This is a genomic window from Bradyrhizobium sp. 149 (genome assembly GCF_023073915.1).
GTDB lineage: Bacteria > Pseudomonadota > Alphaproteobacteria > Rhizobiales > Xanthobacteraceae > Bradyrhizobium.
In genome coordinates this window covers 96,254-110,136 of record NZ_JADPKK010000004.1, presented here as the reverse complement: position 1 = coordinate 110,136, position 13,883 = coordinate 96,254, and the positions used below count along the sequence as shown (strand labels likewise).

At 63.5% G+C, this 13,883-nt stretch carries 12 protein-coding genes; 7 read left to right on the top strand and 5 right to left on the bottom strand.

Features of this window, described 5'->3' with window-relative positions; all coding sequences use genetic code 11:
• Positions 1-34: 34 nt before the first annotated feature.
• Both IVA88_RS00835 and IVA88_RS00830 read right to left on the bottom strand, forming a co-directional pair.
• A complete protein-coding gene (locus IVA88_RS00835) occupies positions 35-1,537 on the bottom strand; it encodes an NAD(P)/FAD-dependent oxidoreductase (protein WP_247495404.1) in 1,503 nt (500 codons plus the stop codon).
• Positions 1,538-1,657: 120 nt separating this feature from the next.
• Positions 1,658-2,413: a trypsin-like serine protease gene (locus tag IVA88_RS00830; RefSeq protein WP_247495403.1), complete on the bottom strand. Its 756-nt coding sequence runs from the start codon at positions 2,411-2,413 to the stop codon at positions 1,658-1,660.
• A 111-nt stretch (positions 2,414-2,524) separates the two neighbouring features.
• Here IVA88_RS00830 and IVA88_RS00825 point away from each other — a divergent pair, with 111 nt between their 5' ends.
• A complete protein-coding gene (locus IVA88_RS00825) occupies positions 2,525-3,160 on the top strand; it encodes an HAD-IA family hydrolase (RefSeq protein ID WP_247495402.1) in 636 nt (211 codons plus the stop codon).
• Between the two features lie 19 nt (positions 3,161-3,179).
• Here IVA88_RS00825 and mtnA read toward each other — a convergent pair whose 3' ends face one another.
• The 3 genes from mtnA to IVA88_RS00810 form a co-directional block, all read right to left on the bottom strand.
• Positions 3,180-4,289 carry an S-methyl-5-thioribose-1-phosphate isomerase gene (mtnA, locus tag IVA88_RS00820; protein ID WP_247495401.1) on the bottom strand — a complete coding sequence of 370 codons (1,110 nt, stop codon included), beginning with the start codon at positions 4,287-4,289 and terminating at the stop codon, positions 3,180-3,182.
• Between the two features lie 18 nt (positions 4,290-4,307).
• On the bottom strand, positions 4,308-5,183 hold the full coding sequence (locus IVA88_RS00815) for an S-methyl-5'-thioadenosine phosphorylase (protein WP_247495400.1): 876 nt from the start codon (positions 5,181-5,183) through the stop codon (positions 4,308-4,310).
• A gap of 121 nt (positions 5,184-5,304) precedes the next feature.
• A complete protein-coding gene (locus IVA88_RS00810) occupies positions 5,305-5,574 on the bottom strand; it encodes a phosphopantetheine-binding protein (RefSeq protein WP_247495399.1) in 270 nt (89 codons plus the stop codon).
• Between the two features lie 355 nt (positions 5,575-5,929).
• On the opposite strand from IVA88_RS00810, the gene IVA88_RS00805 reads away from it, so the two are divergent.
• The 6 genes from IVA88_RS00805 to IVA88_RS00780 all read left to right on the top strand — a co-directional run bounded on the left by IVA88_RS00805 (position 5,930) and on the right by IVA88_RS00780 (position 13,879).
• The gene (locus IVA88_RS00805; RefSeq protein ID WP_247495398.1) at positions 5,930-7,147 is read left to right on the top strand and encodes an acyl-CoA dehydrogenase family protein; all 1,218 of its coding nucleotides are present in this window, start codon (positions 5,930-5,932) and stop codon (positions 7,145-7,147) included.
• A gap of 75 nt (positions 7,148-7,222) precedes the next feature.
• Entirely contained in the window at positions 7,223-8,203 is a 981-nt protein-coding gene (locus IVA88_RS00800; RefSeq protein WP_247495397.1) for an amino acid--[acyl-carrier-protein] ligase, read from the top strand.
• A 37-nt stretch (positions 8,204-8,240) separates the two neighbouring features.
• Positions 8,241-9,116 carry an acyl-CoA acyltransferase gene (locus IVA88_RS00795; RefSeq protein ID WP_247495396.1) on the top strand — a complete coding sequence of 292 codons (876 nt, stop codon included), beginning with the start codon at positions 8,241-8,243 and terminating at the stop codon, positions 9,114-9,116.
• Between the two features lie 194 nt (positions 9,117-9,310).
• Positions 9,311-12,178 carry a PAS-domain containing protein gene (locus IVA88_RS00790; RefSeq protein WP_247495395.1) on the top strand — a complete coding sequence of 956 codons (2,868 nt, stop codon included), beginning with the start codon at positions 9,311-9,313 and terminating at the stop codon, positions 12,176-12,178.
• Positions 12,179-12,380: 202 nt separating this feature from the next.
• A complete protein-coding gene (locus IVA88_RS00785; RefSeq protein WP_247495394.1) occupies positions 12,381-13,355 on the top strand; it encodes a tripartite tricarboxylate transporter substrate binding protein in 975 nt (324 codons plus the stop codon).
• 38 nt (positions 13,356-13,393) lie between these two features.
• The gene (locus IVA88_RS00780; protein WP_247495393.1) at positions 13,394-13,879 is read left to right on the top strand and encodes a tripartite tricarboxylate transporter TctB family protein; all 486 of its coding nucleotides are present in this window, start codon (positions 13,394-13,396) and stop codon (positions 13,877-13,879) included.
• Positions 13,880-13,883: the final 4 nt, after the last annotated feature.

Genomic DNA, 13,883 nt, shown 5'->3' with positions numbered 1-13,883 from the left:
CGGCATTGTCGTGCGCTGCCAGCAAAAGCTATCCTCACCCATACACAAATGCCGCGTCGTCCAGATCCGTATTCGGGATTTCGTCCTTTTCGGTCCAATAATCCTGGCTATGCTGCCATTCCGGCTTGTCGCCGCGCTTGGGCAACAGGTTCATGTCACGCATGATATAGCCGGGGTTGAAGTTTTCCGGATCGATCCAGGGCAGGATCGGCATGTTGTGGTCTTCGGGACGCAACTTGACCTCCACCTTCTTCTTGCCCTTGGCCGTCATGTGACCGAGCAGCCGGCAGACGAAATCGGCAACGAGGTCGACGCGTAGCGTCCAGCTGGCGCGAAAATAGCCGAACACCCAGACCATGTTCGGCACGCCCGTGAACATCATGCCGCGATAGGTGACGGTGTCGCCGAAGGCGAGCGGCTTGCCGTCGACTTCGAAGGCGATGTCGCCGAGCGCCGCGAGGTTGAAGCCGGTTGCGGTGACGATGATATCGGCTTCGAGCAGCTTGCCGGATTTGAGCTGGATGCCGTTCTCGACGAAACATTCGATCTCGTCGGTAACGACCGACGCCTTGCCGCTGGCGATGCCCTTGAACAAGTCGGCATCCGGCACGAAGGCGATGCGCTGCCGCCACGGCCGGTAGCTCGGTGTGAAATGGGTGTCGACATCGTACTCCGGACCGAGCACCGCGCTGATCTGGCCGATCAGCTCTTTCTTCACCTGCTCGGGTTTTGACACGCAAAGCTTGGTGAACGCATCCTGTTCGAACAGGATCTTTCGCCGGACAATCTCGTGGATCCATTCCTCGTCGACCTGAAGCCTGCGCAGCTCCTCCGCGATCTCGATGGCATTGCGGCCGAGACGGAAATAGGTCGGCGAACGCTGCAGCATCGTGACATGCGCGCATGTGTCCGCGATGTTCGGCACCAGCGTCGCCGCCGTCGCGCCGGAGCCGATCACGACGACCTTCTTGTTCGCGAGATCGATATCATCGGGCCAGGTCTGCGGATGAACGATGCGGCCCTTGAAGCGGTCCGTGCCCTTCCATTCCGGCGTATAGCCTTCCGAATGGCGGTAATAGCCTTGGCACATCCAAAGAAAATTCGTAGTGAAGGTTTTCGCTTCGCCGGTGTCGGTCGTCACCGCCTCGATGGTCCAGAGGTTGTGCTCGCTCGACCAGCTCGCCGAATTGATCTTGTGCTTGTAGCGGATATGCCGCGCGATATCGTTTTCGTCGATCACCTCGTTCATGTAGGCGAGGATTTCCTCGGCGGTCGCGATCGGCGGCCCGACCCAGGGCTTGAAGCTGTAACCGAAAGTGTGGAGATCGCTGTCCGAACGAATTCCGGGATAGCGATGCGTGGTCCAGGTGCCGCCGAACGTTGCCTGCGTTTCCAGGATGACGAAGCTCGCGCCTGGAAGCTGCTTGGTCATGTGATAGGCGCTGCCGATGCCCGAGATGCCGGCACCGACGATCAGCACGTCGAAATGTTCAGAAGCCTGTCTGGCCGGGGCGTGACTGCGAACAGCGACATTCATTGTTGCTTCTTGCCTTGCTTGTTTCTGTGGCCGCCCTTGATTGGACGACGCGTTTCCTCCGCGACGGACGTCGCCCTTCGCGCTTCGCTTCAAGATGACATAGATCAGGTCGGGATCAAATCACAGTGCCGCACCCCAGCTCCGCGCGGTCTGCAAGATCCAGTCGCGATAGAGCGTGAGCGGCGTGACCCCGGTCAGCCCGCCACAGCCGGCGGCTCCGTTCGGCCCCGTGGACCAGCTGATGACGCCGACGAGCACGGCTCCGTTCGGCTTGTCTTCGAATACCGGACCGCCGGAATCACCGGTGCAGGCGCCAATTCCGTCGCGAACACCGTTGGTTACGGGGTCGACCAGCCGGATCTGAAGTGTGCCCGGCTGACCCGTCGCAACGAGTCCGGCAACACGCGCAGCGCCGCCACTCTTGCCGTCGCCACGCACGGTGACGCCGATACCGGCGATGACGAAGCGGCTGCCGACCTGGATCGGAATATTCGGCGCGCCGACCGGCACCGTCGATTTTCCCTTGAGTGGAATTTCCAACTGCAGAAGCGCTACGTCGGCGGTAGCACGATGCGCTTGCATTGCCTGCATGTTGAAATTGGGATGGATCGCGACGGTGCGGACATTCAGCAGTTGCGGCTGACCGTCGGTGCCGCGATCGACGATCTTGTAGTCCGCGCCGGGCTGCACGCAGTGGGCAACGGTAAGCACCAGCTTTGGCGCGACCAGGGTGCCGGTACAGAAATTACCGCGCGAGCCGACGATCGTGACGACGGCGCGCGCGACGCCATCGACCTGCGGCGTGCCACCACCGACGATGGCATGAGCGGGCGTGGCGAGCAGCACGGTCGTAATGAGGGTTACAAGCTTTTTCATGGGAACACGCTTTAGGGTCGACATCGGTGGCAGCGGTGGGATGGCTTCGGACTGGCTCTTGCCGATAGCGCATGCTAGCGCTCTTGGAAAGGAATTGACGAGGGCGGGATCTTGACGATCGATGCTGTGATCTTTGATTTTGGTGGCGTGCTGACGAGCTCGCCGTTCGAGGCGTTCACGCGGTTCGAGACCGAGCGCGGCCTGCCCATCGACATCATCCGGCGCACCAATGCCGCCAACCATCTGGAAAATGCCTGGGCCAAGTTCGAGCGCGCCGAGGTCGATATCGATGCCTTCGATCAGCTTTTCGCCGCGGAGTCGCTCGCGCTCGGCGCGGAAGTGCGGGGGCGTGATGTCCTGCCGCTGCTTCAGGGCGATCTGCGCCCCGAGATGGTCGAAGCGCTAAAGCGCATCAAGGCGCAATGCAAGACCGGCTGCATTACCAACAATCTGCCGGCCAATGCGATCGGCAGCATGACCGGGCGCTCACTCTATGTCGCCGAGGTGATGGTGCTGTTCGATCATGTCATCGAGTCCGCCAAGATCGGCCTGCGCAAACCCGACCCGCGCATCTACAAGATGATGGTCGAGACGCTGAACGTCGACCCGAAGAATTGCGTCTATCTCGACGATCTCGGCGTCAATCTGAAGCCGGCGCGCGGGATGGGCATGACGACCATCAAGGTGACCAGCGGCGCTCAGGCGATCGCCGAGCTCGAGGCAGCGACGGGATTGAAGCTGAGGTAGCGCCGCTTACAAACTCATCCTACTCCGCCGCAGCGGCGATCCGCTCAGGAAACGCCGCGGCGAGCGACGCACGATCGGGCTTCAGCACGCCGCGCTCGGTGATGAGGCCGGTGACGAGCCGCGCCGGGGTAACGTCGAAGGCATAATTCGCGACCGGCGAGCCCTCCGGCACGATACGCACCGTCTCAAGCCTTCCGTCTGCGGTGCGGCCGGTCATGTCGGTGACCTCCGTGCCGCTGCGCTGCTCGATCGGGATGTCGCGGATGCCGTCATCAACTGCGAAATCGATCGTCGGCGACGGCAGCGCGACATAGAACGGCACGTTGTTGTCGTAAGCGGCGAGCGCCTTCAAATAGGTACCGATCTTGTTGCAGACGTCGCCATTGGCGGCAACGCGATCGGTGCCGACGATGGCGAGATCGACCATCCCATGCTGCATCAGGTGACCGCCGGTGTTGTCCGGAATCACGGTATGCGGCACGCCGTGATGGCCGAGCTCCCAGGCCGTGAGCGAGGCGCCCTGGTTGCGCGGACGCGTCTCGTCGACCCAGACATGGATCTTGATGCCGCGCTCATGCGCGAGATAGATCGGCGCTGTGGCCGTGCCCCAGTCGACGGTCGCAAGCCAGCCGGCATTGCAATGGGTCAGCACGTTGACGCTCTCGCCCGGCTTCTTCTTTGCGACGATCGCCTCGATGAGTTTCAGGCCATTGCCGGCGATGCCACGGTTGATCTCGACGTCCTGCTCGACGATCTCGTCGGCGCGCGCATAGGCCGCTTCGGCCCGTTCCAGCGGATCGATCGGCACCAGTGTCGTGCGCATCTCGTCCAGCGCCCATTTCAGATTGATCGCGGTCGGTCGCGCCACCACAAGCGTGTCGTAAGCGCGCTTCAGGCCGGCGTCGGAAGCATCCTCGCGCATCGCCAGCGCCATGCCATAAGCTGCGGTCGCGCCGATCAGCGGCGCACCGCGCACCAGCATATCGCGGATGGCGACGGCCGCGTCCTCGCATGAGGTCAGCTTCGCAACGACGAACTCATGCGGCAGTCGGCGCTGGTCGATCGCTCCGACTGACCAGCCGTCGCGTTCACGCCAGATGCTGCGGAAATGCTTGCCGTCGACCTTCATGGCATTCTGCCTTTCGTATCACCCCCGCAGGATGCGCCCCGCCACCGCATCGAGCTTCTTTAACAGCTCGGGATCGCGCGCCTCGGGCGCGGTGATCAGCGCGGTGTCGAGCGCGCGGTCCGAGCCGATCGGGCACGGCTCATGCTCGCGCGGGAACTCGTTCGCCAGCCGTGCCACCAGCGCCTTCGCCTTGTCGGCGTTCGAGCTCAGCACGCGGATGATGTCCTGCACGGTGACGGCGTCGTGATCGGGATGCCAGCAATCGAAATCAGTCACCATCGCGACGGTGGCGTAGCATAGCTCGGCCTCACGCGCGAGCTTCGCTTCAGGCATGTTGGTCATGCCGATCACGGAATAGCCCAGCGTCTTGTAGGTCATGCTTTCCGCATAGGTGGAGAATTGCGGCCCTTCCATGCAGACATAGGTGCCGCCGCGCGCAAACGCGATGCCCTCGGCTTCAGCAGCCGCGGCAAGATGAATGCGTAAGCGCGGCGAGACCGGGTGCGCCATCGATACATGCGCAACACAGCCCCGACCGAAGAACGAGCTCTCGCGCTTGTAGGTACGATCGACGAACTGGTCGACGAGAACGAAGGTGCCGGGCGGCAGTTCCTCCCTGAACGAGCCGCAGGCCGACAGCGAGATCAGGTCGGTGACGCCGGCGCGCTTCAGGACGTCAATATTGGCGCGATAGTTGATGTCGGAGGGCGACAGCCGGTGGCCCTTGTCGTGGCGGGGCAGGAACACGATCGGCAGGCCGGCAATGGAGCCGCACCGCAGCGGCGCCGACGGCTCACCCCAGGGGCTCTTGATCACCTGTTCGCGAGCGTCCTCCAGTCCCGGCAGATCGTAGATGCCGGAGCCGCCGATGATGCCCAATACCGCCTGCGTCATTCCTGCTCCACCTCGTGCGCGCCAGCGCAATCCCATGGAGAAGCTATGCCAGCTTTACGTCGGTTTTGGAACGGGGGATGAGGCGGGAAGTGCCGTCAGGAGGACGCACCAGCGCGCCTGGCTAAGCCGCAGCCAGCTGCAGCTGGGCCGCGACCATGCGCTCCAGCGTCTCGACGGACTGGAAGTTCTCCGGTGTGATCTCGGACTGGGGAATGATGAAGTCGAACTCGGCTTCGACGCCGAGCATCAGATTGACCATGTCCATCGATGTCAGGCCGACGTCGACGAGCTTGGCCTGCGGTGTGACGTCAGCGGAGAGCGAGTTCTGGTCAAGAATGCCCTTCACCAGCTTGATGATGCGATTGCGCAATTCGGTATCGAAGCCCTGCATCGGTAAATTCCCATCTGTCGACAAAGGTCGGACCGGTTGCCGGCTACGATGGGCACGGCGGGCCGATCCCGCAATGGGCGCCACCATTACATCGCGCTTCTTAGTAAACGATGACTCAGATTGTCCGGAATCCCGGCTTCTTACAGATCCCTAACGCGATCGCGGAAATTCGGGCGATGCAAACAACCGGACCTTAACTGCCTGTTTGGAATTGGACTTTGTTTACCCTCTATTTCATCGACGAATTTGAATTAAATCCGTAGCCTCGTCTCATAAGCAAAGATGGTCGGAGGATCGCTTGCGGCATCGCGAATGATGCCGGCGATCTCGAACGGCAACCCGGAGGCGGACGAGTATGAACGTGCGTGAAGCAGTCCTCACTGTCGACGAGACGCAGACAAGCTTTCTCGAGCAGGGCCCCTCTCTGATCGAACGCACCGCCCGAACCGCCGCCGCGGCGGCTGCCGACGCAGACGGGGTCGATCGCGACGCCCGCTTCCCCCACAAGGCTTTCGAGGTCGCGCGTGAGGAGAAGCTGCTCGGCGCCATGATCCCGGCCGAGTTCGGCGGCTTCGGTGCCTCGATCCATGACGTCACCGACATCTGCTACACGCTCGGACGCGCCTGCGCCTCGACCGCGATGGTCTACGCGATGCACACGACAAAGGTCGCCTGTGTCGTCAGGCACGGCCACGGCATTCCCTGGATGGAAACCATGATGCGCCGGGTCGCGAGCGACCAGTGGCTGCTCGCCTCCTCCACCACCGAAGGCCAGAACGGCGGCAATATCCGCGCCAGCGCAGCCGCCGTCGACGTCACAGGCGACACCGTCTCGCTGCTGCGCGACGCCACCGTGATCTCCTACGGCGCCGAGGCCGACGGCCTCGTCACCATTGCCCGCCGCGCCACCGATGCTTCTGCGTCCGATCAGGTACTGCTGGCGCTCGCCAGGGACGATTATTCGCTGAAGCAGACGCTGGGCTGGGAAACGCTCGGCATGCGCGGCACCTGTTCGACCGGGTTCGAGCTGAAGGTCGACTGCCCCGCCGACCGCGTCTTCCCGGAATCCTACGACAAGATCCACGCCCAGACCATGACGCCGTTCGCGCATCTGTGCTGGTCCTCGGCCTGGGCTGGTATAGCCGCGGCCGCCGTGACCCGTGCGCAGGCCTTCGTCCGCAAGGCGGCCCGCACCTCGCGCGGCCAGATGCCGCCGGCGGCCGCGCATTTCACCGCCGCAAAGATGTCGCTGGCCAAGCTGCGCGCGCTGATATCGGCCAATATCGACGCCTTTGCCCGCGCGGAGCACGACGAACGCGCGCTCGGCTCGCTCGACTTCCAGTCTTCGATCACGCTTCTGAAGGTGCAGGCTTCCGAGCTCGCGGTCGAGACCGTGATGCATGCGATGCGCACCGCAGGCCTTTCCGGCTACCGCAACGATGGTGAGTTCACCATGGGGCGCCACCTGCGCGACGTGCTCTCGTCGCCGATCATGATCAACAACGACCGTATTCTCGCCAATGCCGCGACGTCGACCCTGATGAGCGGCGTGCCGACCAGCCTTCATGACTGACGTGCCTTTTCGTGACTGACCTACCTTGGCGACGAGACCAACAAGAACAATTTTGAAATAGCAGGACATCGAACCATGAATATTGCCGTCCTCCCCAATTCGCCCGAGACCGCCCCGCAAATCGCGGATCCGCTCGATCATCTCGCCGACAAGCTGTTCCACCCCATGGGCTCGGACGGCGTCTACGCCCGCACCGCGCTTTATGAGGGCGTCGTCGAGCGGCTCGCCGCACTGATCACGAGCCATCGCGAAGCCGGCACCGAGGTGATGCGCTTCCCGCCGGTGATGAGCCGCGCCCAGCTCGAGAAGTCCGGCTACCTCAAGAGCTTTCCGAACCTGCTCGGCTGCGTCTGCGGCCTGCACGGCACCGAGCGCGAGATCAACGCCGCGGTCAGCCGCTTCGATGCCGGCGGCGACTGGACCAGCTCGCTCTCGCCGGCAGACCTCGTGCTGTCACCGGCGGCCTGCTATCCCGTCTATCCGATCGCGGCGAGCCGTGGCCAATTGCCGAAGGGTGGACTGCGTTTCGACGTCGCCGCGGACTGCTTCCGCCGTGAGCCGTCAAAACATCTCGACCGGCTGCAATCGTTCCGGATGCGGGAATATGTCTGCATCGGCAGCCCCGATGACGTCGCCGATTTCCGCGAGCGCTGGATGGTGCGCGCGCAGGCGATCGCGACCGATCTCGGTCTCACCTTCCGCGTCGACTATGCCAGCGATCCGTTCTTCGGCCGGGTCGGTCAGATGAAGGCGGTGAGCCAGAAGCAGCAGCAGCTCAAGTTCGAACTGCTGATCCCGCTGCGCTCGGAAGAGCAGCCGACCGCCTGCATGAGCTTCAACTATCACCGCGAGCATTTCGGCACGACCTGGGACATCCAGGACGCCAAGGGCGAGCCGGCCCATACCGGCTGCGTCGCCTTCGGCATGGACCGGCTGGCGGTCGCCATGTTCCACACCCACGGCACTGACATCGCCGCCTGGCCCGCCAAGGTGCGGGAGATCATGGGCCTGCAGCCACAAATCGCGGCCGATGCCCATGGCGAAGGCTGGCGCTAACGGAACGAGGCCTCCCATTTCCACGGGTAAGACGAGCGTGATCCACACCAAGGTCCGATGCCGCGAGATCACCGAATCCGACGTCGATGCGGTCGCGGACCTGTTGGCGCGCGGCTTCGTGGGCCGCTCGCGCAACTACTGGATCCAGGGCCTGCGCCGACAGGCCTTCCGGCCCGTGCCGGAAGGCTACCCGCGCTTCGGCTACATGCTCGACAATGACGGCACGCCGGTCGGCGTGCTGCTGCTGATCTACACGGCGCGGAAGGACGGTGAGGAGACGGCCATCCAGTGCAATTTGTCGAGCTGGTATGTCGATCCGGCCTACCGCAACTACGCCCCGCTGCTGACCAAGATCGCGCAGCGGCACAAGGACGTTACCTATCTCAACATCAGCCCGGCACCGTGGACCTGGCCGATCATCGAGACGCAGGGCTTTCGCGCCTACTGCCGCGGCATGTTCTTCTCGGTGCCTGCGCTTGCGCGCGTCCCGCGTTGGAGCTCGATCGAGGTTATCTCGCAGCACGCCAAAACGATCGACGGACTTTCCGAGGCCGAGACCGAGCTGTTGACGCGACATGCGCGCTACAACTGCCTCAGCCTCGTCTGCCGCACGCCGAAGGGAACGTTCCCTTTCATCCTGCAACCGGTGCGCATCCGCCGCGGCTTCATTGCGCCGCCCGCGATGAAGCTGATCTACTGCCGCAGCGCCGCCGAATACGCCGAATGCGCAGGCCGTATCGGCCGGCTGCTGCTGCGGCTCGGCAAGATCTCCGTCGCCATCGATTCCAATGGCCCGGTTCCCGGGCTCGTCGGCATCTACACCGAGCGGCGCGGCCGCAAGTATTTCAAGGGCCCACACCGGCCGCAGCTGGCCGACCTCACGGATACCGAACTCGTGCTGTACGGGCCATAGGTCGCCCGGACCAAACATTCACTGCCGTTCCGGCGGATTGTCGCGCATTCCCGCGTCCGAGGCACACGACTCTGCATCGCCGGTCACCCTCCGTAAACTACGGCGCTTAAGGGACTTTTCCCGCCTCTTCGCTACCCTCGGCGACTGAATTGCGTTGCGTTAAGTCTATTGCAAGCCGAGGCCCCCGCCGCCCGATGATTTCGATCCGCGACAACGAGCTTGATGCACGCCGCGAACAGGGCCCGGAGGCCCTGGTCGGGCTGAGCCAGCTTGCGCTTGACCAGATGGAGCAAGGCGTCTGCGTCTACGACGCCGCCAACCGGATCGTCCTGGTCAATCAGCGCTACCTCACGCTGTTCGACATGTCGGCCGACATCGTGCGGGTCGGCACGAGCTATCGCGAGGTACTTGCGCACAGCGCGATGCGTGGCAACTTTCCGAAGGACGAGATCGAGGCGCTATATTCGGCGCGGATCGCGCAGATCGCGGCGGGCAAGCCGTTCCGGACCGAACAGTGGCTTGCAAGCGGCCACGTCATGGCGCTCGAGCTGAAGCCGCTCTCCACCGGGGGCTGGATGACGATCTGCGACGACGTCAGCCGTCTCGCCCGGCTGGAGGCGGAGCTGCGCGTGCAGACCGAGCGCAGCCAGCACGCACTCGCAAACATGTCGCACGGACTTATCATGTACGACGCCGACAGCCGGGTCGTCGTCTGCAACGATCGGTTCCTGAACCTCTATGACCTCGATCCGGAAATTGTGAAGCCGGGTGTCTCGCATTGTACGGTGATCGAGCATTGGATGTCGCGCGGCAACCTGCCGGGCACGGCGGCCGAGGAATTCCACGACACCAGGCTGGAGGACGTGCGCACCAGGAAGGCGAAAAACCTGCTGGTGATGCGCTATGACGGACGAATGGTCCAGGCGGTCTCCCGTTTCCTGCCCGACGGCGGCTGGGTGACGGTGCACGAAGACGTCACCGAGCGGCTGCAGTACGAGGAGATGCTGAGACAGCAGAACTTCATCCTCGATGCGGCGCTGGAGAACATGGCGCACGGGCTCGCCTTCTACGACAGCGACATGCGCCTGCGCGTCTGCAACACCACCTATCGCAAGATCTACCGGCTGTCGCTGGAGGAGACCAAACCCGGTACACACCTCGCCGAGTTGATTGAGCGCTCGATGGCAAACGGCGCGTTCTCTTCCGAGTACAGCCCGCAACAGCTCCTGGAGGCCGCCAGCGTGAGGATCGCCGACCGCGACTCCTCGCCGATGCGCCGGCGCATGTCGGACGACACCATGATCTCGGTACGCTACTGCGCGCTGGCCGATGGCGGCTTCGTCGCGACATACGAGGACATCACCGAGCGCGAGCACGCAGTCGAGGAGTTGAGCGAGCAGTATCGGCGCTTCGATGCGGCCCTGAACAACATGAGCCAGGGCCTGTGCATGCTCGATTCGAGCCTGCACGTGATCGTCTGCAACCGCCGCTATATCGAGATGTACGGACTGTCGCCCGAATTGGTGAAGCCGGGCATATCGATGCGCGAGATCATGGAGCACAGCTGCGAACTCGGCATCCATCCGAACACCACCGCCGCGCGGCTCTATGCCGACTATGTCGAGAGGCTGCGCGAGGGCGAGCATACGCTGCACCGGCATTTGAGCGACGGGCGCATCATCAAGCTCAATCACAAGCGAATGGAGCACGGCGGCTGGGTCGTCACCTATGAGGACGTCACCGAGCGCCACAAGGCCCAGGCCCGCGTGGCGCACATGGCCCGCCACGATTCGCTCACCGACCTGCCCAATCGCACGCTGTTCCGCGAGAAGATGGGCGAAGGCCTGAATCAGGTCGCGATCGCCGGCGGCGCGATGGCCGTGCTGTGCTTCGACCTCGACAATTTCAAGACCGTCAACGACCGCCTCGGCCACGCGGCCGGCGACCGCCTGTTGCGCTGGGTCGCGGCGCGGCTGAAGGAGAATGTCGGCGAGCACGACACCGTCGCGCGGCTCGGCGGCGACGAATTCGCCGTTCTCCAGCGCGGGCCGCAGCCGCAATCGGCGGAAAAGCTCGCACGCCGTCTGGTCGAGATCATCGGTCATCCACCGCCGTTCGAGAACCAGTCGATTCATATCGGCGTCTCCGTGGGCATCGCAATCGCACCCGATCACGGGCTCGATGCCGACGAGCTGATGAAATGCGCCGACCTCGCGCTTTACCAGGCCAAGGCCAAGGGACGTGGCGCCTATCAGCTGTTCGAGCCCGAAATGGAGGAAGAGGCTCGCAGCCGGCACGCGCTCGAGCACGATCTGCGCGGCGCGCTGGAGGCCCGTGAATTCCACCTGGCATTCCAGCCGCAGGTGCGGCTCGACAGCACCGAACTTACCGGCTTTGAGGCGCTGCTGCGCTGGAAACATCCCTCGCGTGGCCTCGTCTCGCCAGCCGAATTCATTCCAATCGCGGAAGAGAACGGGCTGATCGTTCCGATCGGCGAATGGGTGCTGCGCACGGCCTGCGCGACCGCCGCGACCTGGCCCGATCTCACCATCGCGGTGAACCTGTCGCCGGTGCAGTTCCGCTCGCGCGGGCTGGTGACGATGGTCACGAGCGCACTTGCGGAGGCCGGCCTGCCGCCGCATCGGCTCGAGCTCGAGGTCACCGAGACGGCGCTGCTCGACGACAGCGAGGCGACGATCGGGATCCTGCACCAGCTGCGCGCGTTAGGGGTGCGCGTCAGCCTCGACGATTTCGGCGTCGGTTATTCTTCGCTGAGCTATCTGCGCAAATTTCCGTTCGACCGCATCAAGATCGACCGCTCCTTTGTCGGCACACTCGGCGAAAGCCCGGAGAGTGTGGCGATCGTCCGCACCATCGCCAGCCTCGGCTCGGTGCTCGGCGTCGAGACCACGGCAGAAGGCGTGGAGACGATTGAACAACTCGACTTCGTCCGCGAATGCGGCTGCACCGCCGTGCAGGGATATTATTTCGGCAAGCCCTGCCCGGCCGCGGAGGTCGGACGCACAATCGAGCGGCTGAACGCAGTCCGCCGCGTGGCTTAAGGACTCCGCCGAAGTCAAATTCCGTATCTCGGGACGCCTCCAAACGACCAATTGTCGCACGTGTCGTTTCCGGCAGGATCGCCGTCCCGTCCCAGCTGGCGTTCCGCGCATTGCGCTTTTCTTCTCCCGTGATTTCGGGGACAATCCCGTCATAACAACGAGGAACGCCGGTCGAACGAGGCCGCGCGAGGGAGAAGTTTGGATGTCGCGATACGGGCTGAAGACATTCGCCGTTGCCGCCATGCATGTCGTGGGCGCGTTGCTCTCGACCGCCGCCGGTGCGCAGGACTATCCCACCAAACCGGTCACGCTGATCGTGCCATGGCCGGCCGGCGGATCGACCGACATCTCGATGCGCGCGATCGCCGACAGCGCCTCGAAGGTTCTGGGGCAGCCGATCGTGATCGACAACAAGGCCGGCGGCGGCGGAACGGTCGGACCTGCGACCATGGCAGCGGCCGCGAAGCCGGACGGCTACACCATCTCACAGCTTCCGATCACCGTCTTCCGCCTGCCCCTGATGCAGGAGGTGTCGTGGGACCCGGCAAAGGATTTCACCTACGTCATTCATCTCACCGGCTACACCTTCGGCGTAACCACCAGCGCGGAGTCGCAATTCAAGTCCTGGAAAGATGTCGTCGAGTTCGCGAAGGCAAATCCGGGCAAGGTGACCTACGCGACGCCGGGGACCGGGACCTCGCTCCATATCGGCATGGAGCAGATCGCCGCGATGTCCGGCATCAAGCTCACGCAGGTGCCGTTCAAGGGCGGGGCAGAGACCAACGCCGCGGTACTCGGCCAGCACACCATGCTGCAGGCCGACTCCACGGGATGGCGGCCCTTGGTGGACGCCGGCAAGCTGAAGCTGCTCATGGTGTGGACCGGCGCGCGATCACCGAACTATCCCGACGTGCCGACGCTGAAGGAGCTCGGCTATCCCATGGTCTATGATTCCCCGTTCGGCATCGCAGGACCCAAGGGCATGGATCCCAAGATCGTCGCCAAGCTGCACGACGCTTTCAAGAAGGCGGTCGAGGATCCCGCGGTCATCGCCACGCTCGCCAAATTCGACATGGTGCCGAGCTACAAGAATACCGAGGACTACAAGAAATTCGTCGTCGAGGTCACTGAATCCGAGCGCAAGGTGATCGATACGCTGGGACTTGCGAAGAAGTAGGATTGAGCCACTTTCGTGTCCCGGCCGAGAGGGCGTCGATGAACGACCAAACCAACGTCAAACTGCGTCTCAACAACTCCGAACTCTGGGGCGGGTTGATCGGGCTAGCGCTCGGCGGCTTCGTGATCTGGCAGGGATTGAAGCTCAGGCTCGGCACCATCAACGACCCCGGCTCCGGCTACGTGCTGTTCTACACGGGCATCCTGATGTGCGTGTTCGCAGCCAGCATTATCATCTCGGCCGTCACCGAGGGCGGGCCGACGCTGGCTTCGCGCTGGGAGAATGTGAGCTGGAGCAAGCCGCTTCTCGTCATCGTCTGCCTTACCGCGTTCTCCTTTGCCCTCGAGCCGCTGGGATTCCTGCTGTCGTCGATCCCGCTCATGCTGCTCTTGTTGCGCTTGATCGATCCCGTGCGCTGGACGTTGGCGATCCCGGTCGCCGTACTGGTGCCGCTCGGGATGTGGTGGGTGCTCAAGCGGCTGTTGCTGATCCAGTTACCCTCGGGCCTGTTCGGGATCGGTTGATCGC